The sequence below is a fragment of the Roseovarius halotolerans genome (genome assembly GCF_900172255.1).
Taxonomy (GTDB): domain Bacteria; phylum Pseudomonadota; class Alphaproteobacteria; order Rhodobacterales; family Rhodobacteraceae; genus Roseovarius; species Roseovarius halotolerans.
Genome location: NZ_FWFU01000001.1, coordinates 37,801 through 63,307, shown reverse-complemented (window position 1 = coordinate 63,307; position 25,507 = coordinate 37,801). Strand labels below are relative to the sequence as shown.

Here is a 25,507-nt window from a genome sequence, read left to right as displayed (position 1 = left end):
GGGCTCCAAAGAAAAACCCCGCCCCGGTGATGGGGCGGGGCTGTTGGCGGGGTCAAGGGTCGGGCCTTAGACCGGCTCGATGTTCGACCCACCGATCAAGCACTCAGGGCGCGTGACATAGTGGATGGGCAGAGAGGCCAGTTCGACCTTGTAGCCCTTGCCGAACTCAGCGCGTTCTGGCGTCGCGTAGAGCGGAACGCCGAGGGTGTTTGCCGTCTCCGGGTTGTCGAGCGGAGTGAAGTCCGTCTTGAACAGGTTCGGAACACCGACAGGAACAGCACGCCATTCGTCTTCACCGATGCTCGCGCCGTAGTAGGGCATGTGCATCGCATCGAAGAGCTCGAAGGGCCGACGCTGGCCAAGAGCGCCTTCGCGGTTCACGGAACCGTCCTGGTAGCGCTCATAGAGCTCAGCAACCGGATCGGAGGTGCGGAAGCGGCGCCATGCGCGCTTGCCGTAGATATACATCACGGCCTGGGCAGCATCTGCATCAGCACCAAGACCCGTGCGAACGTGGTCTTCATGGTCGGCGTAGAAATCCATCAACTCGGCCCGCGAGGCGGTCGAGAAGTTGATGTCCACATCAGCAGGAGCAGCAACACCGGCGGCTGTGTAGAAGTTGAAGATCTCGGTCACGCCATCCTTTGCATACTGAACACCCTTTACGGTGCCGAAGCGGAGGTTCTCGTGCGTGTTTTCGATCCAACGGCGAACAGTCCCGGTCTCTTGGTCGAGAACGGTCTGGTAAGTCTCGGCGATGTCTTCTTCACCAAACGCACGAAGGTCCTGGACCTTGTCTGCGGTGATGTTCACAACATCAGCCAGCTTGACGCTGGAGATCGTGAACTGGGCGCGGGAAAGACCGGCGTTCGAGGTTGCGGCCGGGACAGTGCCGCGGGCAACCGGGTCGATCAGCTCGAGACCGGTCGAGCCGCGCTCGATCATTGCCGTGGTCGTGCGAAGGCGACCCGTGCGGAAGAACCGCGAAAGGGTGGTTTCGACGAAGGGGGTCTTGTTGACGCCCGCAGTCAGTGTCTGGAGGGTCCAGTCGTCAGCGTTGAACATATCTTATCCTCTTAGAATTTGCCGAATCCGGCGTTCATTTCGGCGATCCGCTGCCCCCAGGGGGACGGGCCTTTCGCATCTTGAGACTGCGCCGGCTCGGCTGGGCGGGCAGTCACAACCGACTCCTCTCCAGAGTCGGCATTCATGTCGGCGATCAGGGGATCGCCGTTGTTCTCGTTTGCGTTTGCATCTGCATCGGGGGCGGTGCTGCCTTCGCCTTCAGGAGCGTCGCCATTTGCGTCATCGTCCGCGTTCACCTCCGAAGCGGAAGTATCATCGCCTCCGGCTCCTTCATCATCAGAAACGGTATCGTCCTGAGTATCGGCGTCCGAAGCACCCTCATCGGCAGCAACCACCGCCTCACGAAGATCTTCCGGGGCGTTGTCGAACGCGCGGAGCTCGGCCTCGGAGACCTCTGCGACGGCCTCGACATCGAGAACCCGATCGGCGAAGCCTGCATCTACGGCATCCTGGCCGCTGTGATACCAGGTCTCTTCTTTTGCCAAGGCTCGGATATCCTCTTCCGTGCGCCCGGTGCGTGCGACATATGCGGCGATCGCAGTGTCGTTCATCCGACGCAGCCAAGCCGCGACCTCTTCGAGATCGTCAGCGGTTCCGTATGATCCAGAGCGAGCCTCGTGGATCATAAGTCTGGCGTTCTTTGCGATAGTGATCGACCGGCAAGACATCGCGGGAAGAGTGGCGGCGCTGGCGCAGATCCCGAAGATGAAGCAGTCGAACTCAATGTCCGAGGCAGCGATTGCATCGTAGATCGCAATGCCCTCAGTGATGGATCCGCCGCCGGAGTTGATCTCCAGGCGAGCTTCTTTTGCGCCAAGCGATTTCAGACTGTCATGAGCTTCCATGAAGTCTCTCGAAGAGCCCTGCATGTCGGAATACATCGGACCAGAGATCCGGATAGTCGGGATATCCTCGCTCATGTCTGCAACGACGGAGCCAACCCTGCGCACTGCTTGAGTTGCGTAGAGCGCGACGGGATCCGGAGTTGTGATCTCTTTAGCCATCAGTAAATCCTTTCTGTGGGGAATATCGGTCCCGCATTGGCGGTTCGTTCGATTAATCTTCGATTTTATCGGGTAGCTGAGACTGTCGGACGGCTGCGTTTTCGCCAGGCGTCGATTTTGGCTTGATCCCATCCAACATTCTCGGCGACATCTTCGTCCGTCCAATGCATTGGAGGCTCGGACAAACCCGCACGGATATCCGACACGAGATCTGCGAGACGCTCTTTCCGGACGCGTTCGGGGTCATCGCCTTGTCGGCGGATAATGTCGGAGCGTGTGCAGAAGCCCGCCTCGACCTCCTCCTGCCAGGAGGAGACCTCCTGTGCGCGGTGAAGATTGGGGAACGGTTGACCGACCCAATCGACATCGAGCCAATCCTCCAATGTCGTGCCTTCAGGTGGCGTCCACTTGCCCTCTTCCACCGCAAGTTTGACGAACGCATTCCAAACCGGATTGAGGAACATGGCCGCGAAGTCTGCGCGCCACATTTCAACCTGACGCTCGAACTGCTGACTGATGCCCTTGTAGATCCGGTCCTGGACGCCCGCCATGTCGAGCAGGAGATACTCGACGGGGATGTTGAGAGACGCGGAGAGCTGCAGAGCAATCTGACGCAGGAAAGGGCTAAAGCTGTTTCCCGACTCCGCCGGCGCAGTCATGTTGATCTTGGCGCCCGGCGGTAGCGACGCAACAGACCCCTCTTTGGGTGCCTCTACGGTGTTCTTCTTCGGAGGCTCGACCTCATTGCCGTCGCTGTCGACGTATTTTCCGCTCGAAGGATCGAAGAATACGTCTGCGAGACGCTCCTTCTCCTCCTCTGTGAGATCTGGAAGCTCCACCCAATACGCGATGTTCGCCGAAAGGATCTTCCTGACCATCTCAGCATTCAGGTATTTCTTGAAATCGTGAATATCGACCAAGGACCGGGCAAGTGCGCTTTCACCGCGCAGTGCGCCAGCTTCGCGCTGACGCATGACATGCAGGATCAGTCTCGATGAAACGCGAACCACCTCTTTCGCGGATGCTGCCACCAGGTTCGATCTGTCGCCCGGGTGATGCTTGTAGACATAGTAGGCGGTTGTCTCGCGGAGATTGCTCAGGACTTGACCGGCGCGGATGTTGTCGCCGGTCAGGAAAGGCAGCTCAGTAGGCACCATTTCTGTCGGCATAACTTGAAGCTGAAGGCCAACAGGAAGATCCTGGCCACCGCTTTGGCGACGGCGCCTCATGTAAACGAAGCACTCACCGACGTTGAAATACTCGCGCCAGGCAAGCTCCTGGACGAAACGCATATCGCCGAGACCTTCAGCCCCACACCGCTTTGCCCAGCGATTGTAGAGTCGCATGAGTTTCTCATCCTGGCACGCCGGCGCCATCCCTTTGCCGATGACCATTGTAGCCGTGACATCGCCAGGACGCGCAGCCAGACCGTTCATCCGCGTGGCGTATCGAACCATGCGCGTGATCTGCGGATGGGCACGTGTCAGTGCGGAGACGATAGCCTCGCCCGATCCTGTCGGAATATCGTTTCGATCTCGAAGGATTTCCCCAAAGCTGTAATCCATGCGCGCCTCGCGCACGAGATCCGCCGCGTTGTGAACGGCCGGAATATAAGACACATTCTGACGCACGCCCGGGGCGCGCTTGGTTTCCGTCGGTGCGGCCTCAGAGATTGCTTCTTTCATGTCAACTTCCTGCCAGGGGCCGCGTGATAATCGGCCCATTCAAATCCACTGGTTGGAGTCCAAGATCGTCGGCCATGCGGTGACGGATCTCTCGAGTGATCTCGTCGGCAACACGCATCATCGCGTCGGGCGAGCTGTATGTGAAAGACTGCCCGTTGTAGGACCAGGACGAGACACCCTTAGCACGCTGCTCCAGGATGCGCTTCCGCATTGCGCGCAAGTCTTCGAGGGTGAAGCTCTGGGAATCGTAGACAGCCACGGGCGGGATACTCCTTGGGTTCTCTTGGAATATCGGTCCCGCCCTGGCTGTTCGTTCGTTAGAACCTGCTGATTCTTATGAGCCCCGGCTTAGGAGCTGTCGTCTTGGCTGGCTCTTGAGTGGACGCAGTCTCAGATTGCTCACGCGGCGCCGTAGCTGCAGCACGTTCTGAGAGGGACGCATCTTCCTGATCAGGGGAAGAAGGAAGGCGATTGTCTGGAGCAAATGCCCGGCGCCAGCGAAGCCCGCCTGGGAGGTTTTCCATCGCGTATGTCAAGATCGTTGCATACACGAAGCAATCGAAAGGCTCATTGCCATCGCGGCCCCTTCCTTTCGGACCCACCCATTTCGTCCCGCCGCCAGGGACGGGATACCGCTTTTCTGAGAGCATTCGTTTCACGAAACGCTCCAACTCATCCGCATCAGAAAGACAGACAGAACCCTCGATCGAGTTGGAATTGAACTCGATAAAACCGGACGACAACCACTCCGCAATCTCGTCCTTAGCCAGGTCAACATCGACAGTGTAGAGGAACTCCCCGCGCTTCGATGAGGTGCGGGGCCAGATGGATTTCCCGCGCTTACCGTTTCCCTTCGACTCGCCATTCAAAGCAAACCAATACTTCCGGCCGGGGATCTTGCGCATACGCCGCACCCAGTCGTTCACGGTCTGGGTAAGCCCACCGTTATGGTCGATGCCCAAGCCGTCCGCTTTGCGCGGCCTTCCATTCGTGTCAATGAACGTCCTGGTTGCAAGTCTCTCAAGCTCATCCCAGCATCGTCTATCGGTCTGCGGAAACTCATCGAGCACCCAATGCCCAACCTGAAAGGGCCGGCGACCAGGACCAAAAGCCCATAGCGCAGCTTCGAGATATGACTCGCTCCAATCGGCGCCGCCCTTCTGCCGGTCGACACCCCACACCAAGGCCTTCGCCCATGCCGGAACCTCGGCATCGCCAAGGTCCGTCACCGCTTGATAGAGGGTCTCTTCGTCTGCGGTCTCTGTGGCGGCGGCGGTGCTGAATGGAAGTCCCAGAACCTCGTTCTTGAAAGACTGGATCTGCGCCGCGCCTGTTCGGCACGCCTCCAACCACTCCGCCACCATCGCTTGCCAGGATGCTTTTGGAGCAAAGGAGATGATCTGGTTCAGGTAGTATCCGCGACGACTCTTGACCTCAGGCTTGTGAGGGACCCATCGGCCGCGCTCCACCATTCCCTTCTTATCGTGGTGCTCGATCACGCAGCCATTCTCGGGGCACTCATACCAAACTTTCGTGGGATCAGCGTCATCCCATTTCATTCCGCCAGGATTTTCGGCATCTCCCCAGACCGGCGTGAACTCATGGCCACAATGTGGACACGGGACATAGTAGTGCCGCTGATCGCTCTCGAGGAATAGAGCATGGATCCGACCGCCCTCCTCTGCCGGCGCCTTCGGAGTCGAGATCGCAACAACCTTCGAGTCCCAGAACTGATATCCACGGCGGCGTGCCATGTCGTACTTGTTGCCGCCGCCTTTCGTGGGCGCGAATCCCAAGGCGTCGAGTTCGTCCAACGCAATAAACTTGAGCGTGTGATCCCGAAAGTTATCTTCGGACTCGGCACCGAGAACCATTAGCGAGGCGCCGTTCCTGAATGCGCGCTCGGTCCGTTTTTCTTTCCTCTTGCCAGAAGATGACAGGAACAGAAGCTCCTTGACCTCAGGAACGGCACGCGACCTTGGATCGAAGCGCTTCTCCATATAGCGCTCAGCGTCCGCCTCCTTCGGGCGATACATGCCGATCGCGCACGGCTCAATATGAATGCGGCGCTGGACCTCGTGGTTCAAGCATTCGGAGATCCCCATCCGCGCCGACTTCATCACCGCAACCTCTGGAATCGTCGTGTCAGCGAACGCGTCGAGTATCTCTTTCTGGAGAGGGTATGTCCTCCACTTTTGCACCTTGCCGCCATCAATAAGCACGCCGAATTCGTCGGCATACTCGCTCCCTGTCATCTGCAGGGGAGCGGCGAAAAGCTTCCTGGTGACGTCGCGGAACCTACCTCGGGCGTTATTCCGCATCGCCTCCCGGAACTGGGTGCTCGATGTCTGTATCGTCATTGAGGAACTCTTGCGGAACTTCTTTCGTGACCGGGCGACGCGGATTATCCGTGTCGAGTGTGACGTGCTTGAACGCTCTCTCGCGCGACGCTCTCAATTCGATGGCAACTTCTGCGGGCTCAAGTATCCTTCCGGAAAACTTGTCGACAAGCTGGTTCTCTTCGCCCTCGAGCGCCGCCCGAACGGATCCGGCCTCTTCAGCCAGAAGAGCACAGGCGTCTTCGATCATCACGATCTCGCCGTGCAGAATAGCCAGGGCAGCGGCATCCTTGTCGGCCCGGATCTTTGTCCAGCGCCTTTGCTCTTTTACAAGCGCGGCCTTGTCATCGACCACCTCTCCGCCACCACCATCTCGCATAAGCGCCAGGTAGTTAGAGATCGTTTCAAGGGCATTGTATTTCCCCCTGGCTTCACGAACCGCAACGCCCTCATCGACAAGTTGCTGCAGGCGACGATCGCTCACACCGAGAAACGCAGCCATGTCCTGCGTGCCCCAGAGGAGCTTCGGTTTCGTCGCTTCTTCGTCTTTAGATGACACCTTGCCTAAGCCTTGCTTTCATTGGGTTATTTGCTTGCCATTGGTTTGCGGATTGCCGTCAATGCGAACCGAAACGCGTTTCTAAAATTTGTTCACAGAGGAAAATAACGGCCACTCGCCCCCCTGCATAACAACACCCCGGGGGTCCAGGGTCCCCAGGGGCTTACTGTGTTGAATATCGGTCCTAAATGCGCGGTTCGGTCAAAGAAAAACCCCGGCGCGGTGGCCGGGGTCTGTGGGTCAGGGCTTGGCGAGGCGGATGACTTGCTCGAGCTGGGCGGTTGTGAGTGAGTGAAGGCGATCCAGACCCTCCTCTTCATAATCACAAAAGCCTGGCAGTCCGGTGATTTTATCAAGAAGATGAGATCGGCGTGAAGCCTCAGTCATGGCAATGATATCCGCCGGCAAACTCGGACAGCAGTCATCGTCGCCGCAGCTGACCTCCTCTTCGGCGCGCTCTCCAATTGGCTTGAGCTGCCTCTCTGCCCGGTCAAATATAGAGTTCACATTTTTCCGCGCCAGCTTGATGCTATGACGCGCGACGCGATCTGAGATGCCGGACACATCGCCGGTCACGATCCAATGTGGAAGTCCAATGCGAGAGCAAATGCGGCGCTCGACTGCGGACTCGAAGATCTCGCCACGCTCGCGTTCCATCTCATTCATCGGGATTGCCTTCCCATCGGCCTCTTCCATTAATCCCTGGACCAGGCGCTTATGCTTGACGCCGTGTCCCTGCGCCCCAAGACGCAACGCATCACGCAAGACCTGCTCAAGATCCGCCCGCTTCAGTTTCACCATATCTTTCATAACACTCTCCCGTGTTTGTCTGTTTCTCTAAGGGATTTACGCCCCGGAAGATGGCCGCCAAAACGACACACTCGAAAAAATGGAAAAACCTGATAGCCTCCTCGCGTGAACGAGAGGTATCTTCATGCTCAAGACATTTTCCCTGGCAGTCGCAATGCTTGCGGCATCATTTGCGGCCGCCCCAGCTCAAGAGATCATTCACGCGATTGAGCAGGGTATCGAAAGTCGAACCTGGAACGTCGAGGGCGTGATGTCTGAGGGCGAGATCGTCGACATCTTGTCGAGCCAAGGCTGGTCAGCCGACGAAGCCTCTGCAAGCCTGTCTGGCGCCGACGAGTTCTCACTGTATACGCGTAACCCGGCGCCTGGGGTGACGATATATCTTGCGGTCCCACGTGACGGCGGCCCGCCAATCGAGTTCGCGCCACCGTTTATCAACGGCGAGTTCAGTCAATCCTCGATGCTTGCTTATTACTCCGCCGAAGACATCCAAGATAAAATTGTAGAGGCCATGCAAGCCGCCATCGACGGCCTCTGCACCATGCGCGCTCGACCACAGACAATCCGCGCGAAAGCATCGGCTTTAGGCGTTGTTGAAGTGGAAGCAACCTGGCAAGCGGCCGAGGTCTGCGAGCGATAGTCAGCAACGTGCGCGCGCAAAATGCGCGATGGCCTCCAGCCGCTCATGCGCAGAAAGATCGCGCGCACGACCGACAAGAAGATCTCGCGCTGGTTCTCCTTCGAAGAACCTGACACGATACCCCAAGCGGTATAAGCAACGCGCCGCTTCTTTCACGACTGGTCCCGAGAACCGCACCTTGTCGCAATAATCCACCATGAGCGTCGCGAGATATGCGTCTGATAGTCTGTGAGGCTGGGCGTTCGTCATAACAACAACCGGCGCAGCATACTCAAATCGAACGTCGAGATATGCCGCGACCAACGCAAGGTTGCGCGATACTGCTGTCTGTATGTCTTTCATCTGACCTTGCTCCCTTTCCTGTTCAGGAGGGAGATTGGCCTTTTCAGTGGATCAGAAGCGAAATCCAAGACGATCCATTACGATCGGGAAAATCGTCATACGCCGGAAGTCCCTGGAAAATCGGCAACTTTTCGCAATCAGCTATGACGATATGACGATCCGGTGTTTTTCCAGAGACCTTCCCATGAAGCATAGCAAGAATTAAGTTTTAGTATGATATGCCTTTATTTCCCCCGCGTACGCGGGAGGAATTACGATAATATCATATACCCCGAAAAGTTAATTACACACACACCTCATGGAGACCTCTCTGGGAAAACCGTCAATCGTCATATCGTCATAGACGCCCTGTTTTTATGTCTGTTTTTCAAATGCTTGTAAGAAAGTTAGTTTTCTCGCTTGGTTCAGATCGTCATAGGAACAATTTCCAATCCAGATGAGAACGGAGCATGAACATGACCAAGACGATGAAGAAGCCAAGCTACCTCGGAACAACGACCCAGATCGCTTACAAGTCCGCCCTGGCTGATGCAGAAGGAACTTATGCCAAGCGCCATTCGATTGCTCGACGCTCAGTCGGTAAGACCCTCGAGGGCCAGCGCATCGCCCTCGTGCGCGTTTCTGGAGTGACACATGTCGTGGCCGGGACCGATATCCCAAGTCTTCCGTCGTTCGTAAAGCCGCATGCATTCTGCATTCTTGAGCACTGCGACGGAAACGGCGCGATTTTCGTCCGATCCGTTTGAACGGGCCCCATCTTCGTCACTACCTGCTTCGAGCAGCAATCAAAAACACTATCACAACAGGTATTCAAAATGCGTAAGCACATCAAAATCCTCCGCACCCGTGTCGCCCGCTATGAAGAAGTGGCGCAGAATATCCGCGAGCAGGCCGTCGGCGGTGGCGCCGAGGCTCCTGCGCCCGACGGCAATGAAGAGCAGTGCGCAGACGATCCAGAAGATGAAGACGACCTGACCGCCCTCAAGGGTATCGGACCAGCCCTCGACGATAAGCTCAAGGCTGCAGGCATTCGCACCTTCCATGACCTGTCCGAGGCAACCGACGATGCGCTGGACGGCGTGAAGAAAGGGCTGTCGAAGCGTGCTAAGACAGGCGGCTGGCGCAAGGCTGCCGTAGATGCGGCTGCGGCTATGGCGCCGGAAGAGGTGGATCCGGGTGAGCCGGAAGAAGATCAGGACAACGACAAGCTGACCGACATCGGCGGCATCACGGGCGCGGTCGAGAAGACCCTGCGCAATGCCGGGATTACCTCTTTTGAGCAAGTGGCGCTTATGTCCGATCGTGAGTTTGAAGAACTGACGGAAGGTCTCGGAGAGAAGTCTGTGAAACATCGGTGGGTGGATCAGGCCGATGTTCTCGCATCGAAGAAGGCGCAGGCAAGCCATGAGGTCGTGAGCGATATCGAGGAAGACCGCGCCGCGCACGATGACCGCGTTTTCGCGGGTCTGGCTTCTGCTGCCGAGGGCATCACCGCCGCCGACATCTGGTGCCTGCTCGACGCAGAGCGCACCGACCTTGGCAATGCTGAGCGGATGCTTGTGAAGTATGGCGACAAGGTTCTCGATGTGGATGGTGTGGGCGTGATGGCATGGACTGGCGTCCGCTGGCTCGCCGACCCGCAGGGCGGATCACTCGATCGCGTCGCACAGGAAACGGCCCGTTCTGTCGCCCGCGACCTCACGACCGCCCGCGTTCTGCATCAGTATGCTCCAGATCTCGTCAAGTATCTGCCCATGAGCAAGAAAGAGGCTCAGGTCATGCGCGAGGGTGACAAGCGCGGCGATGGCCGTGTCGAGGATCCAGAGGCCGTGCGCTTTTCTGTCGAAGAGCTGGCGGGGTGGGCGAAAACGAGCCAGAGCCAGAAGAGTATCGCGGCGATCTCGAAGCTCGCCCGGTCACATATGCAAGCCTCCGCAAATGATCTCGACGCCGATAATGCGATGCTCGGGGTCCGCAACGGCGCCGTCAATCTCCGCACCGGTGAATTGGTAGCACCGTCGCAGGAGCTGATGATATCGAAGACCTGCAAGACGCATTACGACCAGAAAGCCGAATGCCCGGAATGGCTGTCCTTCCTCAACGACATTTTCAACGGCGACGCCGACACGATCCGCTACATCCAGCGATGGATGGGCTACATCCTGACCGGCGAGACAGATGAGCAGAAGTTCCTTTTTCTCGACGGCACCGGGTCGAACGGTAAGGGCGTCCTGACGCTGACATTTGAAGAGATCCTTGGCGACTATGTGACCACGATCTCGAAGGACTATCTCATGAAGCAGCGCGGATCATTCAACAACGGCGGCACCGATGAAGTTCTTGCAAATCTTCGCGGCGCCCGTCTCATTCACGCATCCGAGGGCGACCCGAGCGACGTCCTTGATGAAGCCCGGCTTAAGCATTTCAGCGGCCAGGGCACCGTGACCGCCGCAAAGAAATATCAGAGCATGATTTCCTTCCTCCCCGTCGGTAAGATCGTAATGGACACCAATGACCTGCCGAACATTCATAGCCAAGGCGACGCGATCTGGCGCCGGGTGAAAGTCATCAACTTTCCCAACAGCTACGCCAATCCCGGCGACAAGAACTATGTCGCGGGCGTCTCCAAGCCGAAAGACATCGGCGTCAAGAACAGGCTGCGGTCTGAACGTGCCGGCATCCTTGCGTGGGCCGTTCGCGGCGCCGTAGAGTGGTATGCCGAGCAGAGCCTCGGAGAGGAACCTGCGGCGGTCTCCGATCGCATCAATCGCTACCAGGTCGAGACAGACCCCACCGGCGATTTCTTCGAGCAGTGCTGCGAGATCAACTCAAAGACATTCTGCGCTCACGGCAATCTCTACAAAGCCTACTGCGCGTATCTCGACCACAACGCCGCCGGCAATCCTGTCAGCACAAAAGCATTCGGTGCGATCCTCGATGAGAAAAAGCTCAAGCGCGAGAAACCAGGAGGAACGGTAATCCGCCGCGGGATCGCTCTGAATGCACACGGAAAAGCATATCTGGACGGCAAGCGACCGAACGCTCACGACCTCGACCACCCTATGAACCTGATTTCAGGAGGAAAGTCCTGAACAAATCCCGGCCAGGCGGGTAACCCTGGCGAACCTGTTGAACTTGCCCCGGCCCAGCGCCGGGGTCTTTTTTTTGTGCGAGATCCTGACCCGGGCGCGACCTCCCATGTATGTCAAAGCATCGAGTCATAGAGCGCTGGATCGGGTCGGATGGATACCCGCAACTGAAACTCTCCGACGGCCGGATTGTGGGCGAGCACAGGCATGTCTGGCAGTGCGCGAATGGGCCCATCCCAGACGGCTTCCAGATCCATCACCGCGACGAAAACAGACAGAACAACAAGCTATGGAACCTGGCGGCACTGCTCCCCGGAGACCACAAACGCGAACACTGCGGCCACTGGAAAGACCCGTCCGGCGCATGGTGGAAACGCTGCACGACCTGCGGTGTCGCATCTCCAGAATCGGATTTCCCGACGAAACGGTATCGAGACGGCGTCCGACTGACCCGCGGCAACTGCAAGCAGTGCGAGAGAGACAGACAGCGGCGGAAAAACGGCTACAAGGGCTGCTTCGAGAAAAAACTGGGCCGTCATTTCGGTCCGAATGCAACCGGAACTACCTCCCAAGTGAACAAGAACAATTCATGAACTTGGGGAGGTAGAAGTGTCAAAGACGAATCTAAAAGAGCGACAGCTCGCGCTGTGGAAAAAGTGGCGTGAGACTGGATGTCGGCGGTCTCATGCAGAGCTTGCGGAGTCCCTTGAGGGTCTTGTCGTGAAGATCGCCTCGAAATACAGAAACGGTCCTTTTTCAATGAGTGATTTGAAGTCTGAGGGTCGGGTTGGAATGCTTGAGGGACTCGAGCGTTTCGATCCGGACGTCGAGTGCGGCTCTATACCCGCGATTTGCTCATATCGTATTGTGCGTCGACTCGACGAGTACATGCACAGCGCGAATTCAATTCTGTATGTGCCGAAAAGCCGAAAAGAGAAGCAGATGCGATTTCATCTGTCTTCAAAAAAGCAGAAATATGAGTCCGAGGGATGGAGTCCGTCTATGGCTCTGGATCTTGCGGCGCGCGATATCGGCGTCACTCCCTCCCATGCTGCAGAGGCTCTCTCTATTCGAAATTGCGTTCCTTTCGATGTCCAGGATTCCGAAGATGATGAGAATTTCCGGCAGTTCGAAGACAAGACGGTCGGATCGATCGAGCAAGAAGTCGACAAGCCGCGTGTATTGTCTGCACTGAAGTCTGCAATGAGCGGGCTTGATGCTCGCGAGCGTCATGTAATTTCGACTCGACTTACAGACCCGCCCCGATCTTTCGATGAGCTCGCAGAGGAATTCAATGTTTCTCGGACCCGAGTCACTCAAATTCACAGAGAGGCGATGCGACATATTCGGTTTGAACTTGAGCAGAAGGGCCTTGAGCTCGGAGATCTGATATGACGATTTCAGCACACGAACGAATGAAATGGATCGCAAAATTCAAAGCCGGACCGGATCGCATTCGTCTCCATGCAGGCGGGCGGATTGTCATGATGTTTTACGGCGATGAGATGATAAGTTATGATCGCGTGACGAAAAATTTGGCGTCCGGGTGCGATGTTGTCGAAGAGATTGCGCTGGCGTCTGGGGTTGTCGATCAGGCGGAAGAAGCCGCCAGTCTGTCGTGAGCGCTGGGGTAGACCTGCGAGATCGCATCCTCCGGCGACCGCGCAATGATGTAAATCCCACCGGCCTTTTCAACCGCGACCTGGAATGATTTCTGCGCCTTTCGCTGCTTGCCGGTCGCGGTCTTCACTTCGACGAATACTGATCTCCCGTCGAGAACTCCGACAATATCGGATATGCCGGTCGGCCCCAGGCTGACCCATGCTCCGCGGTCGCTGCGGATTTTCCCGGCGTTCTGTCGCCAAAAGATGCCCCTGGGATGGAACTCGCGGGAAAGTGCAACCAGGATGCGATTGTGGATGTCGGTTTCGGTGTTGCTCATATCTGCACGCCATTCGACTGGAGATCGGACGCAAGAAAGGCGGCGACTTCTGTGTCGCCGGCCTGGATCGCTTCATCCCTTCTCTTCGACACCACCCGGATCGCCTCGGCCCTGGCCTCGGGCCAGCGCCATTTCTTGGAGCCCGCGAGAAACCCGGTGCGCTGCTTGATGCCCATGCCCGCCCTGGAACGGACTGCCTTTGCGCGCTCCCGTTGCTTGCGGATTTCCTCTTCCTCAAGCTCTCTCAGGCGCACCGCCTCGGCCTTCGGGATCCTGGTGTCCTTGCCCAGGACTGCATCGCACATTGGACATTTTGACGGGCCAGACGGAAAGACCGACATGCATTCATCGCACTGTCGGATCGACAGCGCCTGACCATCTTCCGTTTTCTCCTGGGATTTCCGCTCTTCAGGATTTCTCCAGTCCCGCGTCTCGGTCAGCGTGCCCAGGCGTAGCGTGTTTCCGACATGATCGACGACCAGACCGGCGCCGCCGTCAGCCTTAGCCCTGGCGACGCGACCGAGTTGTTGGACCCAGAGCTGCTCGGAGGCGGTTGGGCGCAGCGATAGCAGAACTCGGAGATCGGGAAGGTCGAAACCGGCGCTCACTTTGTCGACTGAAAAAACGAGTCCGCCGTCCGCCAGGATTCCGATTTTGCGCTCGACCTCATCGTCGCTATCCTTACCCGTCAGAACTTCGCAAGGGTGTCCGGTGGCGCGGAACTCGGTCGCGGTATCTTCGGCGTGCTGGACATTTACACAGAACCCGAGTGTCGGCCCCAGGTGCCCGTATTTTTCGTATGACTTGATCGCATCGGAATATATTTTTCGGTCTTGAAGAGCCTGCATGACCTGCGCTTCGTCATATTCGCCGCGCTTCACGCGGACGCCGGACAAGTCAAGCGGGTCTGGGCACACATATCGCAGCGGCGCCAGAAAACCTTTCTCTGTCAGCCAGGCCGCGCCGCGGCCCTGGACATGCGCATTGAAGACCTCGAAAGTCTCCGGCCTGGGTGTGCCCGTGAAGCCGATTGCAACCGCATCGGGGGCGCAATCAAGCACGCGTCGATACTGCGCCGCCGCGCCACCCATATGCACTTCATCGACAAGAATTAGCGCGGCAGGATCGGCCGCCAGACGTTCCCGGCGGCGATCCGCCGCTTGCACTGTCATGACCTCGACGACAGGTAAATCACCCGCCCGATCGCGCAACTGACTCACAACCGCCGACCTGTTCGACAGAACCCAAACTTTCCGCCCAGCCGCAGAATACGCGGCGGCCAGGTGCTCGATGACAACCGACTTTCCATATCCGACAGAGGCTTCGAAAAGCACTTTTTTGGCGCCGCCGCGAAGTGTTTCGCGCAGCGTGTCGACGTCTTCGGACTGATATTTTCTGAGCGACGGCATACCGATTATATCGGTCTTTTGCCGCGTCAACGGTTGAGAGATAGACATACCCAGGAAATGACGCCCGGGCTGTCACCGCGTCCGCTGATGCCCGCCGATCCGTCCGATCATGTCGCGCATTTTCTCGACGGCATCGAGGCCGGACTGCACAAGTGGATGTCCTGTCAGTCCCACTTTTCGCGCGGCCTCCCGGATCTGTTCCGCGAGCGGAATGAACGCTTTCAGCGTCTCGACCAAACCGCGCTCGCGTCGGTCGAGATCCTGGGCGCGGGCGGCCTGGGCGCGCTCTTTTTCGGCCGCCAGGGCTTCTCGTTTTTCGACTGCTGCGACGCGTGCCTGGTGTTTTTTCTCGCGCCTGGCCTCGGCCGCCCGGTTCTGTTCTGAAATGGCCTTCGCCCTGGCCTCCGCCTCCCTCGCTGCCTTCTCTTTTTTCTTCGCTGCGGCCCATGCTTTCGCAGCTTTCTTCCGCTTCTCGTGGAGACGGACAGCCTCTTCTGCCCTCCAGTCGTGGCAAGAAGTATTCTCCGCCGGCAGTTCAGATTTGCCCTCGGCCTCGAATGCTTCCCGGCGCCTTTCGGCTCTCTTCTCACCGCGAACGAGGCCTGCCGGCCCGAAATATTCTGCAAAGATATCGTGCCCGGCTTCGTAGTTCTTTACGACCGGAATTGAAGACGGCTCGATGCGTCGCTGTTTCCCGGCTTGCTTGCTTTTTGACACAACCCACGGCGCCAAAACGCCGTGGATATGATAGCCCTCTTCGTCATGGTCTTCCCACGCTGCAACGCACGCATCTCCGAATTGATCTCTCGCAGCACGCATGAAGCAACGGCGAAAAACATCCTCTCGTTCTACGTCCGAGAAGCCCGGAGTGTCGCCCTCAAAATGCTTCTTGTTGGCGGTGAAAATGAACTCCCGCAACGGCCCTTCTGCACGATCTCTTTTCCACGGATCCTGCGGCCCGTTGCGCCGAATCTCGGCGGCCTCTTTTTTGCGCTTTCGGGTCCAGCGGCGCGCCGAATATGCGTGCCTGAAATTGAGTTCTGATGCGCGCCGGATGTCTTCCTCGAGCTGCTCGCGCCAATCAGGACCACCGATCAAAAATTGATTGAGGTGCGTCCTGCCTGGGCGAATATGTGACAGGTCTCCGCCTGTTCGAGTCTGGTGCATTTCCACGCGCGAGAGCTGGCCTGGCCAAATCGCGCGCATACCGAATACGAGGGGGTGCTTCTGTGTCATCGTTGGGGCTCCTTTTCAGGGAGGTGGGGCCCCAATCCATTCGCCGCTCCCATGCGGTGCGGTGTGGATACTCACTAAGCAACCTGCACTGCGCCCCTTCGGGCTGCGTTCAGGATGCCCCGTTCGCCAGGGTTTCACCCTGGACCCACCGGTGGAGACTTCGATCTCCCCCTGGACCCCCATGACCGGTGAAAGAGCGCGCCGCCCCTTTCCCCTGGACCCCATTCCCAGACCGGGTGTGCGTCGTTCTGCACTCCACCCCCAGACCCCCTGACTGCTCCCGGAGAAGGGCGTCACCTGCCCCTCTCCAAACCTCTCCCTGTGCGCCTGCCGCGGGCTTTCCCAGTGCAGAAAAGAGTCATGCATACTCATGCACTTACGAGAAATCTTCCGAACCCGGCTTCCTGATAAAAAACAAGATAACAACCTCGAAAATGTCAAACAAAACACGAGGTTTCAAAATGAAATACACACGACATTATCGCAGCGAAAAAGACGGTACCAAGAGATCTCGCGCACATGTTTCCGCCTCAATTCGTCGGTCGCGACGAGCATCAGCAGCATCTCAAAGACGCGATCTGAAAAAAATTGCCCGGCCGTTTTGAGCGGCCGGGTGCGGGGCGTATCTGAATATCAGACGCAACAAATGAGACCGACAATGAGACTCCGAGACCTTTTTTTCCTGCACGAAATTATGCCGCTCGATGAATGGCGGGATCTCGGCATTGCGGTTGTCGATTACGAGCTTGCGATACTTGAGCGCGAAGAAGCGGTCGAGAAATTGACGCGGGCGAACACAGAACTTGAGATCGCGGAGAGCGCGGTTTCGATCAAGAAAACACAGTACGGAGTAGGTCCATGAATACAGGCACCCAAGACCACCCGCTCGGCATTTTCGCCGGCAAATCGAACGCAGACTACCACGGCGGGCCGGGCAAATCGAAGTCCACGCTGGACCTCGTTCGCCGGTCTCTGGCTCATTTCAAGCACGCTCAGGATAGCACCGATGAGCGCGAGGAAACCGCGGCCATGTTGCTCGGCAGTGCGACCCACTGCGCGGCGCTCGAACCTGACGAATTTGAAAAGGAATACGCGCTGCCGTTTGACGCCTCGGAATGGCCGGATGCGCTTGCAACGACGGACGAGATAAAAGCGCGCTTGAAAGATCACGGCCTGAAAATTTCAGGGCGGAAAGATGAACTCATCGAACGCCTCCGCGAAGCCGATCCGGGCGTGCAAATCCTCGATGACCTCAAGGCAATGCACGCCGAAGAGGCCGACGGAAAGACCATCCTGACCCCGGCCCAGTGGCGCGATGTCGTCGGGATGCGTGATGCCGTGAGAGAGCATCCGCGGATACGAAAGCTGCTGACCAACCCCCGTGGCAAGGCCGAGCTGTCGGCATACTGGATCGATGAAGAGACGGGCCTTCTGTGCCGATGCCGTCCGGACTGGTGGGTTGGTGATGTGGTCTTCGATCTCAAGACAACAGACGATGCGCGGGAGCATTCCTTCGAGCGTTCAATCGAGAAGTTTCGGTACTATGTCCAGGCGCCATTCTATCTCGACGGCCTGCGGAAGGCGATCGAACAGGGCGATGAACCGCTGCCCGAAGGTCTCGAAGTGCCGCGTCACTTCGTCTTCGGCGCGATCGAAAAAAAGGCCCCGTATCTCACGGCCGTTTACGTTCTTGAGCCCGAAAGCATGGAGATCGGCCGCCGCGAAATCCGCGAGGATCTGAGCGCGCTGGCAGATGCCATCGGTCGCGATGACTGGCCCGGGTATTCGCGGGACATCAAGCCGATCGGGCTACCCGCTTGGCGCCTCCGCCAGGAAGAAATGGAAGACGAACAAGGAGTATTCGTGCAATGACCAAAGCAATCGACATCACACAAGCGATCCGGCCGAAGAGCGACCAGCTCAACGCGGACGATCTTCTCACCGGACCGCGCACGATCCGGATCCGCGACGTGAAGAACACCGGCGGAGAGCAGCCCGTGAGCGTGTATTTTTACGGCGACGACGGCAAGCCCTGGAAGCCCGCCAAGAGCGCACTGCGCGTCCTGGCGGCGGTCTGGGGGCCGAATGCCGCGAAGTGGATTGGCCTGCACTGCACAATCTACAACGATGAGACGGTGACCTGGGCTGGCGTCGCGGTCGGCGGTATCCGCGTGAGTCACATGGAAGGGCTGTCGAAGTCCAGAACGCTCATGCTTACGAAGACGCGCGGGAAGAAAGTCGGCGTCACGATCGAGCCTCTGAACTTGAAAACGGAGACCCGCGCAGACAAGATCCGCGCCCGTCTTTTTGAAGTCGCTGAGGGCCAGGAGATGTCTGTCGCGGACGCCTGGGCGAAGCTGTCGGACGATGACAAGGCAGACCTCGGCGACGATCTTTTGACGCAGCTGCAGCAAGTCGAACAAGCCGCCCAGGAACACCGAGAGAACGACCCGAACGCCGCGGCGGATGACTTGAACGAAGCACTCGGGGGTGACGATTAATGCTTCGCCGCATCAAAATCGCAAGGGCATGGCGCACGGTGCATGATACCGGCGTCAACGCCTATCAAGAGAATGAGATCACGGGCGAGAGGCGGGTTATTGCAAGCGGCTCAGGCTATCAACCAGTCAATATCGGCTGGCTCCGAGGCGACGTGGATGACCCGACCGTTTCAGCAATGCCAGCGTTGCCCAGCGGCGGGTCCGTGATCTCGAAATAATATTGAAACAAACCGTGAACAAAAAAATGGGCGGAGCGTTTTGAATGCGCTTCGCCGGGAGTATTTCCTTTTCAGTAGCAACACACAACCGCCGGACGCTGCCCGGCAAACTGGAGAAAAGACTATGACAAATATTCAAGACATCATCGCCCGCTCGCTCACCGCCGCCGATATCGACTTCATTGCAGGGGTGCTCGCAGAAGAAGACGGCGAGGCTATCACCGCTGTCTATGACGCGGATGAGGATATCGTTGATATCGAAGCGGGTCACGGAGACGGGACATTTCATGATTTCGGTCACGTTCCGACCGCTGAGGAGATCCGCGGAGTTCTCGAAAACTTGATCGAAGCCGAAGCAGAGGCCGAGGCCGCCTGACCACCACGCCGGGCGCCGACCCCGCCCGGCTGCTTCTCCTGCCGCTTCATTGTGAGCGGCGCGACAAGCAGCCATCAAATGAAAAGGAATATCCCATGGCAGGATCAGTGAACAAAGTCATCCTCATCGGCAACCTGGTCCGCGACCCCGAGGTGAAGTCCTTCGATAACGGCGGTGAAGTCGTGAACATGTCGGTCGCGACCTCCGAAACCTGGAAGGACAAGCAGTCCGGCGAGCGCCGCGAGCGCACCGAGTGGCACCGCGTCGCCATCTTCAACCCGAGCCTGGTGACCGTCGCGAAGAATTACCTCAAGAAGGGCTCGAAGGTCTACCTGGAAGGCCAGCTGGAGACCCGCAAGTGGACCGACAAGGACTCCACGGGCCAGGAGCGCTATGTCGCCGAGGTCGTGCTGCGGCCGTTCAACGGCGAGTTGACACTCCTGGGAGGGAAGAGCGAAGGCGGCGGTCAGACGACCAGCCCGGCGCCGGCCGCCGCGACCGCCGGCAAGGACCACGACGACGAAATCCCGTTCTGAACGGGTTGCGCAACGGCTGTGTGTGGGCTGTCCCGGCCTAAGTTTATCGTGAGCCGTGCCGCTTTCCGGCGGCGAGTGTAGCGATTGACAGGGATAGAGCCCCGGCGGAGACGCCGGGGTTTTTCTTTAGAAATACGCTTTGGCGATCTGCGAGGCCAGCGTCGCTGCAAGGACAGGTGGAACCGCATTGCCGACCTGGGTAAACTGTCGGGCATTCGGGCCGATGAATTTGTAGTTGTCTGGGAAAGTCTGAAGTCTCGCACACTCACGAACACTCAGTGTCCGCGGAATCTCCGGGTGCAAATGCGATCTGCCTCCGCCGTTGGTTCCGCCAGCAATCACAGTCTTGGATGGTCTCGTTGGTGTTAGTCGATCGACGCGCCCGAGCTGATCTCGCTTTCCGTAGTCCAGGACCCGATACCGTTTGATAGACTGCACATAGTGATTGCGCGTCTCATGGTTCAAAGCATCCTCGCCTGGGAGGTCATTCAACACACTACCGCAGCCGACGTGTTCACGCTTTGAAGGCATTTCGAACAGGCCTTCCTTTCTGCCCCCAACAACGAACATGCGTTGCCGATACTGCGGGATGCCGTAATCTGCTGCATCCCAAACCTCAGGTTCCTCAACATTGTACCCTTCCGCTTGAAGCGTACGAATAGCCTCTCCGAGCTGCTTTCCACCGTCGAGATCACGAAGACCAGGAACGTTTTCGATGACGAAAACAGCAGGTCTAAAATGCACAACAAGGTCTACGAAGTCGAAGAGTAGATTGCCGTTCTGGGCATGCTGGAATCCAACGCGTTTGAAATTTTCTCCTGACTTCGAAAACCTTTGGTTCGCGGCGATAGAAAAAGGCTGACATGGTGGGCCGCCCACGAAGACGCCATCAAACGGTTTTGAGATAATTGGAGTGAGTTGCTCCACGATTTCTTTCGTCTTCGAAACATCTCCATTATGCGTTGGCGGACCAAAGATGTTCCACTTCGGGCGGTTCACGCGAAGAGTTTTGCAGAAAATTTCATTGAACTCGAAAGCCGCCTTGTTCTCGAACCCGACTGCTTCAAATCCCAAATCCATTCCACCGCATCCAGTAAAAAAAGAAACAAGAGGAACTCCTTTTCCTCTCTTCTTGAAAGACTTCAATGTGGCAGGCTTTGCGCCTTTCCATGTCAGCGCACGGCTTTTCTCATAGACCAAGTCATCTATGGTCCAACCTTCATTTGCCATTACAGACTCGATGACTTCCTTTTCGCCACTGCTTTGTAGAAGTGTCGACTGAATCGAATAAAGATCTTCAGGGGTGATCGAATTCGGATTTTTCTTCAGCATTTTTACATCGCCCTGTGTTTGTGTCTTGCCTCTTCGTAAACAATCTTGGCTTCTTCGGCATCAACGAAGTCTTTTTTACCAGAGTCTTTAAGCCACTTGTCGTAGTATCGATGGACCGCTCTATGGCAAGTCGGACACAGCGCAACAAGGTCATCGAGCAAAGTGCCGTCCTTGGATGTCCTCGCCCCCGAACAAAGCGGCAACAAATGGTGAACGTCAAGAACTCTGTCTACCCAAGGGTATGCATTTGCTGTGTCCATTGCACACATATCACAAACGGCAGAAGGATTAGCTTTGAAGAACTCCTCTCGGATCTTCCCATTTCGTTCTATGACCAGGTGAGTTTTTCGGATCTTTTTGCCCTCTGAGAAGGCCGTATCCCCGGAGAATCCTGCGTCTTCGACATCGCTAAGGACAGTCGTGTCATATTCCAGCTCAAGCTCATCGATCGACGATTGGAAAAGGTCTGTCAGCCTGAAGACCTCATCTGCCCCGTTGCTAAGAGGCTCCCCGCCTATCGGGGATATTTGCTCGAACAGGTTCAATGCGTCTTCTTGCGATAGAGACACGGTCAGAGTCCGTTTATCCAGAGATAGATAGGAAATCTGGGCTATTACTTGGATGCTCTCGGCGGCTTGTCGCGGCACTTGAGCCATGTTCAAGTTCGAGTTGATTAACTCAATGAACTCCGACTGATCCTCATCGCCGGTGAAACCAGAAGCTTCATAGGACGCGACAACCTGGGATATATCGGTTGTTCCCAGGCCAATGGCAGCGCGCGCCAACATGAACCTGAGCGAGAAGAGGAGCGGATATCGCAACTCGACAGTGTTGTCCCACCCTGTAAGAGCTGGAGACGGGTCCGTGGTTGCTTGCGCGAGGAAATGGAAATACTCATCGGTGGTGATCGCGCCGTCGGATGCCAAAAGCTTTGCAATCTGGGTCGGCTCTGACCCTTTGCCCTTCTGCGCACAGATCAGCGATAGCTTGAACACACGGCTGTAGTTTCGCCATGGTGGGTATCGATCATCGTTTGGAAGGAATGGCAGTCCAGTAGCTGCGACTAAGTCGCTTCTGTCAGTCAATCGAAGGTCTTCGTGGAGAGCGAACTTGGCAATCTTTTTCAGATTGTCGAACTGAAAATAGTCGAGCCTGCCCTGGTCCCAATTCCACATATTGTTGCCTGATATGATGTCGCTACTTTTTGTTGCGACCATACTGCAGCATCCCAATCAATTTTTCCATGCCGAATCGAGACAAAATGAAAGTGTAATATGTGATGGCAAACTGAAACAAACAGTGAACACCTGCGCTTGAGTGTCGGGGGTCTGTGTCTATTTCCCTGTCATCGGCACACACAACACGCCGCCGCCGATCGGCACCAGGAGAAAGACTATGAAACAAGCATCATATGAAGACGCATTCGGCGCCGGCGTTTGCCCGATCCTCGAGGATTCCGATCTCGACGCGATGACGGACGAGCAGATGCAGGAAGAACTGTCGAACTGGCAGCGACAGGCAGGCGGACCGCTTGAGTATGTTGTCGAGGACAACATCCGTCTCGTCGAGCGTCACATCGAGTTGCGCGCCGCGTCGGATGACGATCTTTTTAAGGGCATCTCGGACGCAGAAGCCGCCATTGAACACTGGACACCGAAGCTGGACGGAGAAGACGGCTGGCTTGCGCGCCGCATCATCCGCAGTTGCGAAACTGACTTGAAGGATTTCCGTCGAGAGATGGATCGCCGCGCTAAAATCGTGTCCTGAACAGCAACACACCCCTCTCCGCCTCCCCGCCGGGCGGACTTTCACGGAGAGACAGACATGACAGACGAAATTTTGGACGCAGAATTTGAAGATCTCGGCGCGGTCCGTCCAGTACCCGATCGTCCGGCTTCAACTTTCAAATCGACGTACGGACCCTCAATCTATGACAATGCACGCCGCTCTTTGAGTGATAATTCGGCAAGATACGGCTGGACGCGTCGCGAGAAATCGTCGGCCTGGCCGGGCATATTTCTGACAGCCCTTGCGCGCGCGGCGCGAGAGCCAGGTGCGCATGAGTTCAAAGACTCTCCGAACGCGAGTCTTCTTGAGGTCCAGATCCGGAAGGCACGGGACTTCCAGCGCGCATTCGAAGCCGTCAGCGGCCGCGAACTGCGGCACCCAGCGCGGCAGGTAGGACTGAACGATGCAGGCCGCAAGGAAGCGATAGCGGAAATGGGATCAGTTGAGATGTCTGCGCATCGCCGCGCCGCGCATGCTTCTGATGTGTCGACGGCATTGGTGTCTGAAGCGCGGGAACTGCACGAGTCTGGGGTCTGCGCATATGAAAATGCCATGATGCAGTTTTCTGGAGAATTCGCGAACGGCGAGCGCGATCGAGAAAATTCGCAGCGCGTCCGGGTCGTGCGTCGGTCTCGAGATCGGGGGATGTGTCGGTAGAAGAAAGAGGGCGGCCACCAGGGCCGCCCTTTTCATTTCATCCTGCCGCTACCAGGATCAACCTGTTTTTCCAGCTTACCAGGTGGCCCAGGTCAGGGCGCGGCGCGGACCCACCGGGTCAATTCCCGGCTCCATATTTAACGACCCTGGGGCATAATCAGGGTCGATACGGACCGGAGCGAACCCGGTCATGCCATCCGATTCTGGCATCCTCTTTGCCGTCTTTGACCTGGCACGCACGGTATCGGACCAGGTGACGCAAACGCTCGAGGCGGTATTTCTGCCGGTCTTGACTCAGGCGCCGGCGAGCCTGTCCCGCTCGAGGGCGGATATCAAGGATATAGTTCTCCGCGTTCGATTTCGAAACTCATTGAAAAAAATTTGGCGGGCGTTTGGTTGTGTATATCCCGGGGCGTATCTCCCTTTCAGTTGAGAAGAGGAGATCGACAATGAGCGATAAAGACCAGATCGAAGAAGCAAAGAAGATCCTGCGGGCAGCCGGCATCAAGATGTCGATCGACGGTTGTGGGTGCTGTGGTTCTCCTGCGGTTCGAATGCAGCACAACGGGAAAGAGGTGATCTTCGACGACACATCATATCCGGGAAAGTATCAGATGGCCGATGACGTGATCTTCGACATGTTCGAAGAGGAAGGCGGTGCAGAATGACCACATCCAGGCAAATACGCAGGAATAGGGAGTGCGCTGCAATCAAGGCGGAGCGTAAAGCCATCCGTGAGATGAGCAAAGCGCCTTTGAATCGCGTGACATTCGATGCTTCACCGCTCTTTTCAGTCTCGAACTATGAGCTGGAGCCGATCCGGACTTCAATCCGCCCTGTCAACCATCCTACATTGAATACCAAGGGTGAAAACCGCCTCGCGAAAGAATGGTTGCCCTCGGCTTTACTTGAGGATGATTTCCGGAAGCGCGTTTGTCGGCATAGCGATGTGCCGATCTATGAAGTCAGTACGGAAAACAGAAATGGGCAGCGCGATCTTCTCATCGCACCGGTATGTCCAGGAGAAGATCCAGGCACAATTCGAGTCAGGGTCTTCGTGAAGCGACGCGAAACGATTGGCATGGATGCTGGCCGCTTCACAGTCTCGTTGATCCCCAAGAAGGACTTTGATCCAGGAACGATCGACGAGGTGTGGGCCAAGCTTTCAGCGCATCAGCGCATGTCGATGATGGCCGCAGTTGCGGATCGAACCCCGAAGGGCGGTCCGAGAAAGGAGGCACAATGACCCACGAAGAAGACATCAGGCGCGTCCGCGGATTGCGGCGCCTCGAAGACGAGCTGGTCGAAGACCTTTTCACCATGACAGACGCCGAGATCGAGGAGGAGTTGCGAGAAGATGGCGTCGATATCGAAGAGCTCGACCGCAGGATGAGCGAGTTGGTCGACGCGGCAACGGCGAATGTGAAGGGAGGTGCGTGATGAAGATCACTGACTTGATCCGACGCGCAGTGACTGACGCGCCGAATTTTGATTGGATGAATGTTGTCATCGATGTAAGCTCGGAGGTTTTCGCGGCATATCTCGATGAGTCCGAGGTGCCGTTGCTATCCGATGGAAGCGACGGGCTTTCACGAAAAGCCCTTCTTGCTCTCGGACCGGAAGATTTCACATGTGAAGTATGGGAGCGCGCGGACATCGATGTAGAAAATGCGGCGGTTGCATGTCAGGGCATTGATACCTGGGATGGATCTCTATTCCGATCCGCCCACGAGCGCCTCGCATTTCTTGCAAATGTGGAGCAAAGTGCGTAGCGTTTTGTGTAGCAAAACCAGGCACTTTTTCCGAGCAGCAATCCAAACACCTTATTTTCAAGGCTCTGTCTGTTTTTCGAGGAAAAATAATGGTGCCCGGGGGCGGAATCGAACCACCGACACGAGGATTTTCAATCCACTGCTCTACCCCTGAGCTACCCGGGCACGGGGAACGCGATTGCGTTC

General features: G+C 57.0%; 31 protein-coding genes and 1 tRNA gene. 18 read left to right on the top strand and 14 right to left on the bottom strand.

Translation table 11 applies throughout. The features are described 5' to 3' along the window. Positions 1 to 66: 66 nt before the first annotated feature. From ROH8110_RS00340 to ROH8110_RS00310, 7 genes are all read right to left on the bottom strand, one after another. Positions 67 to 1,065, bottom strand: a complete 999-nt coding sequence (locus tag ROH8110_RS00340; protein WP_085815818.1) for a major capsid protein — start codon at positions 1,063 to 1,065, stop codon at positions 67 to 69. An 11-nt stretch (positions 1,066 to 1,076) separates the two neighbouring features. Further along, positions 1,077 to 2,090 carry a head maturation protease, ClpP-related gene (locus ROH8110_RS00335; RefSeq protein WP_170156466.1) on the bottom strand — a complete coding sequence of 338 codons (1,014 nt, stop codon included), beginning with the start codon at positions 2,088 to 2,090 and terminating at the stop codon, positions 1,077 to 1,079. A 65-nt stretch (positions 2,091 to 2,155) separates the two neighbouring features. Continuing rightward, positions 2,156 to 3,775 carry a phage portal protein gene (locus tag ROH8110_RS00330; RefSeq protein ID WP_170156467.1) on the bottom strand — a complete coding sequence of 540 codons (1,620 nt, stop codon included), beginning with the start codon at positions 3,773 to 3,775 and terminating at the stop codon, positions 2,156 to 2,158. 1 nt (position 3,776) lies between these two features. Continuing rightward, positions 3,777 to 4,034: a hypothetical protein gene (locus tag ROH8110_RS00325; RefSeq protein ID WP_085815815.1), complete on the bottom strand. Its 258-nt coding sequence runs from the start codon at positions 4,032 to 4,034 to the stop codon at positions 3,777 to 3,779. 58 nt (positions 4,035 to 4,092) lie between these two features. Continuing rightward, positions 4,093 to 6,135 (bottom strand): terminase gpA endonuclease subunit, encoded by a 2,043-nt coding sequence (locus tag ROH8110_RS00320; protein WP_085815814.1) that lies wholly within the window; start codon positions 6,133 to 6,135, stop codon positions 4,093 to 4,095. After that, complete coding sequence (locus ROH8110_RS00315; protein WP_085815813.1) at positions 6,086 to 6,673, bottom strand: hypothetical protein; 588 nt, start codon at positions 6,671 to 6,673, stop codon at positions 6,086 to 6,088. Before ROH8110_RS00315 ends, ROH8110_RS00320 begins: the two co-directional genes overlap by 50 nt. A gap of 240 nt (positions 6,674 to 6,913) precedes the next feature. Next, positions 6,914 to 7,483: a hypothetical protein gene (locus tag ROH8110_RS00310; protein ID WP_085815812.1), complete on the bottom strand. Its 570-nt coding sequence runs from the start codon at positions 7,481 to 7,483 to the stop codon at positions 6,914 to 6,916. A gap of 124 nt (positions 7,484 to 7,607) precedes the next feature. Between ROH8110_RS00310 and ROH8110_RS00305 the strand changes: the two genes are divergently transcribed. Beyond that, a complete protein-coding gene (locus ROH8110_RS00305) occupies positions 7,608 to 8,123 on the top strand; it encodes a hypothetical protein (protein ID WP_085815811.1) in 516 nt (171 codons plus the stop codon). Here ROH8110_RS00305 and ROH8110_RS18385 read toward each other — a convergent pair whose 3' ends face one another. Next, positions 8,124 to 8,465: a hypothetical protein gene (locus tag ROH8110_RS18385; protein ID WP_139837361.1), complete on the bottom strand. Its 342-nt coding sequence runs from the start codon at positions 8,463 to 8,465 to the stop codon at positions 8,124 to 8,126. Positions 8,466 to 8,920: 455 nt separating this feature from the next. On the opposite strand from ROH8110_RS18385, the gene ROH8110_RS00300 reads away from it, so the two are divergent. The 5 genes from ROH8110_RS00300 to ROH8110_RS00280 all read left to right on the top strand — a co-directional run bounded on the left by ROH8110_RS00300 (position 8,921) and on the right by ROH8110_RS00280 (position 13,176). Continuing rightward, positions 8,921 to 9,211 carry a hypothetical protein gene (locus tag ROH8110_RS00300; protein ID WP_139837360.1) on the top strand — a complete coding sequence of 97 codons (291 nt, stop codon included), beginning with the start codon at positions 8,921 to 8,923 and terminating at the stop codon, positions 9,209 to 9,211. A gap of 69 nt (positions 9,212 to 9,280) precedes the next feature. Continuing rightward, positions 9,281 to 11,557 carry a phage/plasmid primase, P4 family gene (locus ROH8110_RS00295; protein ID WP_085815809.1) on the top strand — a complete coding sequence of 759 codons (2,277 nt, stop codon included), beginning with the start codon at positions 9,281 to 9,283 and terminating at the stop codon, positions 11,555 to 11,557. Positions 11,558 to 11,667: 110 nt separating this feature from the next. Further along, positions 11,668 to 12,147 (top strand): HNH endonuclease, encoded by a 480-nt coding sequence (locus ROH8110_RS00290; RefSeq protein WP_085815808.1) that lies wholly within the window; start codon positions 11,668 to 11,670, stop codon positions 12,145 to 12,147. 16 nt (positions 12,148 to 12,163) lie between these two features. Continuing rightward, entirely contained in the window at positions 12,164 to 12,949 is a 786-nt protein-coding gene (locus tag ROH8110_RS00285) for a sigma-70 family RNA polymerase sigma factor (protein WP_254903664.1), read from the top strand. Next, the gene (locus tag ROH8110_RS00280) at positions 12,946 to 13,176 is read left to right on the top strand and encodes a hypothetical protein (RefSeq protein ID WP_139837359.1); all 231 of its coding nucleotides are present in this window, start codon (positions 12,946 to 12,948) and stop codon (positions 13,174 to 13,176) included. Before ROH8110_RS00285 ends, ROH8110_RS00280 begins: the two co-directional genes overlap by 4 nt. On the opposite strand, the gene ROH8110_RS00275 is transcribed toward ROH8110_RS00280, so the two are convergent. Genes ROH8110_RS00275 through ROH8110_RS18380 form a run of 3 tightly spaced genes read right to left on the bottom strand, consistent with a single transcriptional unit; the run spans position 13,146 to position 16,141 of the window. Beyond that, positions 13,146 to 13,496 carry a VRR-NUC domain-containing protein gene (locus ROH8110_RS00275; RefSeq protein ID WP_085815805.1) on the bottom strand — a complete coding sequence of 117 codons (351 nt, stop codon included), beginning with the start codon at positions 13,494 to 13,496 and terminating at the stop codon, positions 13,146 to 13,148. The two genes, ROH8110_RS00280 and ROH8110_RS00275, sit on opposite strands and share 31 nt — an antisense overlap. Further along, positions 13,493 to 14,953 carry a DEAD/DEAH box helicase gene (locus tag ROH8110_RS00270; protein ID WP_085815804.1) on the bottom strand — a complete coding sequence of 487 codons (1,461 nt, stop codon included), beginning with the start codon at positions 14,951 to 14,953 and terminating at the stop codon, positions 13,493 to 13,495. Before ROH8110_RS00270 ends, ROH8110_RS00275 begins: the two co-directional genes overlap by 4 nt. A gap of 24 nt (positions 14,954 to 14,977) precedes the next feature. Next, positions 14,978 to 16,141 carry a plasmid recombination protein gene (locus tag ROH8110_RS18380; protein ID WP_139837358.1) on the bottom strand — a complete coding sequence of 388 codons (1,164 nt, stop codon included), beginning with the start codon at positions 16,139 to 16,141 and terminating at the stop codon, positions 14,978 to 14,980. Between the two features lie 658 nt (positions 16,142 to 16,799). Here ROH8110_RS18380 and ROH8110_RS00255 point away from each other — a divergent pair. The 6 genes from ROH8110_RS00255 to ssb all read left to right on the top strand — a co-directional run bounded on the left by ROH8110_RS00255 (position 16,800) and on the right by ssb (position 19,772). Next, positions 16,800 to 17,003, top strand: coding sequence for a hypothetical protein (locus tag ROH8110_RS00255; protein WP_085815801.1), 204 nt, complete (start codon positions 16,800 to 16,802; stop codon positions 17,001 to 17,003). Beyond that, positions 17,000 to 18,013 (top strand): PD-(D/E)XK nuclease-like domain-containing protein, encoded by a 1,014-nt coding sequence (locus ROH8110_RS00250; protein WP_085815800.1) that lies wholly within the window; start codon positions 17,000 to 17,002, stop codon positions 18,011 to 18,013. The genes ROH8110_RS00255 and ROH8110_RS00250 overlap by 4 nt, the downstream gene beginning before the upstream one ends. Further along, positions 18,010 to 18,642 carry a hypothetical protein gene (locus tag ROH8110_RS00245; RefSeq protein WP_085815799.1) on the top strand — a complete coding sequence of 211 codons (633 nt, stop codon included), beginning with the start codon at positions 18,010 to 18,012 and terminating at the stop codon, positions 18,640 to 18,642. Before ROH8110_RS00250 ends, ROH8110_RS00245 begins: the two co-directional genes overlap by 4 nt. Further along, the gene (locus ROH8110_RS00240) at positions 18,642 to 18,860 is read left to right on the top strand and encodes a hypothetical protein (protein ID WP_085815798.1); all 219 of its coding nucleotides are present in this window, start codon (positions 18,642 to 18,644) and stop codon (positions 18,858 to 18,860) included. Before ROH8110_RS00245 ends, ROH8110_RS00240 begins: the two co-directional genes overlap by 1 nt. A gap of 40 nt (positions 18,861 to 18,900) precedes the next feature. Beyond that, on the top strand, positions 18,901 to 19,236 hold the full coding sequence (locus ROH8110_RS00235) for a hypothetical protein (protein ID WP_147430605.1): 336 nt from the start codon (positions 18,901 to 18,903) through the stop codon (positions 19,234 to 19,236). Between the two features lie 95 nt (positions 19,237 to 19,331). Further along, complete coding sequence (gene ssb, locus ROH8110_RS00230; RefSeq protein WP_085815796.1) at positions 19,332 to 19,772, top strand: single-stranded DNA-binding protein; 441 nt, start codon at positions 19,332 to 19,334, stop codon at positions 19,770 to 19,772. A 126-nt stretch (positions 19,773 to 19,898) separates the two neighbouring features. Here ssb and ROH8110_RS00225 read toward each other — a convergent pair whose 3' ends face one another. Next, positions 19,899 to 21,104, bottom strand: a complete 1,206-nt coding sequence (locus ROH8110_RS00225) for a DNA cytosine methyltransferase (protein WP_085815795.1) — start codon at positions 21,102 to 21,104, stop codon at positions 19,899 to 19,901. Between the two features lie 2 nt (positions 21,105 to 21,106). After that, positions 21,107 to 22,321 (bottom strand): HNH endonuclease, encoded by a 1,215-nt coding sequence (locus ROH8110_RS00220; RefSeq protein ID WP_245962787.1) that lies wholly within the window; start codon positions 22,319 to 22,321, stop codon positions 21,107 to 21,109. 178 nt (positions 22,322 to 22,499) lie between these two features. Here ROH8110_RS00220 and ROH8110_RS00215 point away from each other — a divergent pair, with 178 nt between their 5' ends. From ROH8110_RS00215 to ROH8110_RS00200, 6 genes are all read left to right on the top strand, one after another. Further along, a complete protein-coding gene (locus ROH8110_RS00215; RefSeq protein ID WP_085815794.1) occupies positions 22,500 to 22,871 on the top strand; it encodes a hypothetical protein in 372 nt (123 codons plus the stop codon). Positions 22,872 to 22,928: 57 nt separating this feature from the next. Then, positions 22,929 to 23,549 carry a hypothetical protein gene (locus tag ROH8110_RS18375; protein WP_139837357.1) on the top strand — a complete coding sequence of 207 codons (621 nt, stop codon included), beginning with the start codon at positions 22,929 to 22,931 and terminating at the stop codon, positions 23,547 to 23,549. A 449-nt stretch (positions 23,550 to 23,998) separates the two neighbouring features. After that, positions 23,999 to 24,217, top strand: coding sequence for a hypothetical protein (locus ROH8110_RS00210; protein ID WP_085815793.1), 219 nt, complete (start codon positions 23,999 to 24,001; stop codon positions 24,215 to 24,217). Then, complete coding sequence (locus ROH8110_RS18370) at positions 24,214 to 24,795, top strand: hypothetical protein (RefSeq protein ID WP_139837356.1); 582 nt, start codon at positions 24,214 to 24,216, stop codon at positions 24,793 to 24,795. Before ROH8110_RS00210 ends, ROH8110_RS18370 begins: the two co-directional genes overlap by 4 nt. After that, the gene (locus ROH8110_RS00205) at positions 24,792 to 24,989 is read left to right on the top strand and encodes a hypothetical protein (RefSeq protein WP_085815792.1); all 198 of its coding nucleotides are present in this window, start codon (positions 24,792 to 24,794) and stop codon (positions 24,987 to 24,989) included. The genes ROH8110_RS18370 and ROH8110_RS00205 overlap by 4 nt, the downstream gene beginning before the upstream one ends. After that, the gene (locus tag ROH8110_RS00200) at positions 24,989 to 25,321 is read left to right on the top strand and encodes a hypothetical protein (RefSeq protein WP_085815791.1); all 333 of its coding nucleotides are present in this window, start codon (positions 24,989 to 24,991) and stop codon (positions 25,319 to 25,321) included. Before ROH8110_RS00205 ends, ROH8110_RS00200 begins: the two co-directional genes overlap by 1 nt. A gap of 90 nt (positions 25,322 to 25,411) precedes the next feature. On the opposite strand, the gene ROH8110_RS00195 is transcribed toward ROH8110_RS00200, so the two are convergent. Further along, positions 25,412 to 25,486, bottom strand: a tRNA-Phe gene (locus tag ROH8110_RS00195). Positions 25,487 to 25,507 lie beyond the last annotated feature (21 nt).

What these genes read in the sequence shown, in the direction of transcription:
- ROH8110_RS00340 (WP_085815818.1), bottom strand. Translation starts at nt 1,065, where the DNA reads ATGTTCAACGCTGACGACTGGACCCTCCAGACACTGACTGCGGGCGTC.
- ROH8110_RS00335 (WP_170156466.1), bottom strand. Translation starts at nt 2,090, where the DNA reads ATGGCTAAAGAGATCACAACTCCGGATCCCGTCGCGCTCTACGCAACT.
- ROH8110_RS00330 (WP_170156467.1), bottom strand. Translation starts at nt 3,775, where the DNA reads ATGAAAGAAGCAATCTCTGAGGCCGCACCGACGGAAACCAAGCGCGCC.
- ROH8110_RS00320 (WP_085815814.1), bottom strand. Translation starts at nt 6,135, where the DNA reads ATGACGATACAGACATCGAGCACCCAGTTCCGGGAGGCGATGCGGAAT.
- ROH8110_RS00310 (WP_085815812.1), bottom strand. Translation starts at nt 7,483, where the DNA reads ATGAAAGATATGGTGAAACTGAAGCGGGCGGATCTTGAGCAGGTCTTG.
- ROH8110_RS00305 (WP_085815811.1), top strand. Translation starts at nt 7,608, where the DNA reads ATGCTCAAGACATTTTCCCTGGCAGTCGCAATGCTTGCGGCATCATTT.
- ROH8110_RS18385 (WP_139837361.1), bottom strand. Translation starts at nt 8,465, where the DNA reads ATGAAAGACATACAGACAGCAGTATCGCGCAACCTTGCGTTGGTCGCG.
- ROH8110_RS00300 (WP_139837360.1), top strand. Translation starts at nt 8,921, where the DNA reads ATGACCAAGACGATGAAGAAGCCAAGCTACCTCGGAACAACGACCCAG.
- ROH8110_RS00295 (WP_085815809.1), top strand. Translation starts at nt 9,281, where the DNA reads ATGCGTAAGCACATCAAAATCCTCCGCACCCGTGTCGCCCGCTATGAA.
- ROH8110_RS00290 (WP_085815808.1), top strand. Translation starts at nt 11,668, where the DNA reads ATGTCAAAGCATCGAGTCATAGAGCGCTGGATCGGGTCGGATGGATAC.
- ROH8110_RS00280 (WP_139837359.1), top strand. Translation starts at nt 12,946, where the DNA reads ATGACGATTTCAGCACACGAACGAATGAAATGGATCGCAAAATTCAAA.
- ROH8110_RS00275 (WP_085815805.1), bottom strand. Translation starts at nt 13,496, where the DNA reads ATGAGCAACACCGAAACCGACATCCACAATCGCATCCTGGTTGCACTT.
- ROH8110_RS00270 (WP_085815804.1), bottom strand. Translation starts at nt 14,953, where the DNA reads ATGTCTATCTCTCAACCGTTGACGCGGCAAAAGACCGATATAATCGGT.
- ROH8110_RS18380 (WP_139837358.1), bottom strand. Translation starts at nt 16,141, where the DNA reads ATGACACAGAAGCACCCCCTCGTATTCGGTATGCGCGCGATTTGGCCA.
- ROH8110_RS00255 (WP_085815801.1), top strand. Translation starts at nt 16,800, where the DNA reads ATGAGACTCCGAGACCTTTTTTTCCTGCACGAAATTATGCCGCTCGAT.
- ROH8110_RS00250 (WP_085815800.1), top strand. Translation starts at nt 17,000, where the DNA reads ATGAATACAGGCACCCAAGACCACCCGCTCGGCATTTTCGCCGGCAAA.
- ROH8110_RS00245 (WP_085815799.1), top strand. Translation starts at nt 18,010, where the DNA reads ATGACCAAAGCAATCGACATCACACAAGCGATCCGGCCGAAGAGCGAC.
- ROH8110_RS00240 (WP_085815798.1), top strand. Translation starts at nt 18,642, where the DNA reads ATGCTTCGCCGCATCAAAATCGCAAGGGCATGGCGCACGGTGCATGAT.
- ssb (WP_085815796.1), top strand. Translation starts at nt 19,332, where the DNA reads ATGGCAGGATCAGTGAACAAAGTCATCCTCATCGGCAACCTGGTCCGC.
- ROH8110_RS00225 (WP_085815795.1), bottom strand. Translation starts at nt 21,104, where the DNA reads ATGCTGAAGAAAAATCCGAATTCGATCACCCCTGAAGATCTTTATTCG.
- ROH8110_RS00220 (WP_245962787.1), bottom strand. Translation starts at nt 22,321, where the DNA reads ATGGTCGCAACAAAAAGTAGCGACATCATATCAGGCAACAATATGTGG.
- ROH8110_RS00215 (WP_085815794.1), top strand. Translation starts at nt 22,500, where the DNA reads ATGAAACAAGCATCATATGAAGACGCATTCGGCGCCGGCGTTTGCCCG.
- ROH8110_RS18375 (WP_139837357.1), top strand. Translation starts at nt 22,929, where the DNA reads ATGACAGACGAAATTTTGGACGCAGAATTTGAAGATCTCGGCGCGGTC.
- ROH8110_RS00210 (WP_085815793.1), top strand. Translation starts at nt 23,999, where the DNA reads ATGAGCGATAAAGACCAGATCGAAGAAGCAAAGAAGATCCTGCGGGCA.
- ROH8110_RS18370 (WP_139837356.1), top strand. Translation starts at nt 24,214, where the DNA reads ATGACCACATCCAGGCAAATACGCAGGAATAGGGAGTGCGCTGCAATC.
- ROH8110_RS00205 (WP_085815792.1), top strand. Translation starts at nt 24,792, where the DNA reads ATGACCCACGAAGAAGACATCAGGCGCGTCCGCGGATTGCGGCGCCTC.
- ROH8110_RS00200 (WP_085815791.1), top strand. Translation starts at nt 24,989, where the DNA reads ATGAAGATCACTGACTTGATCCGACGCGCAGTGACTGACGCGCCGAAT.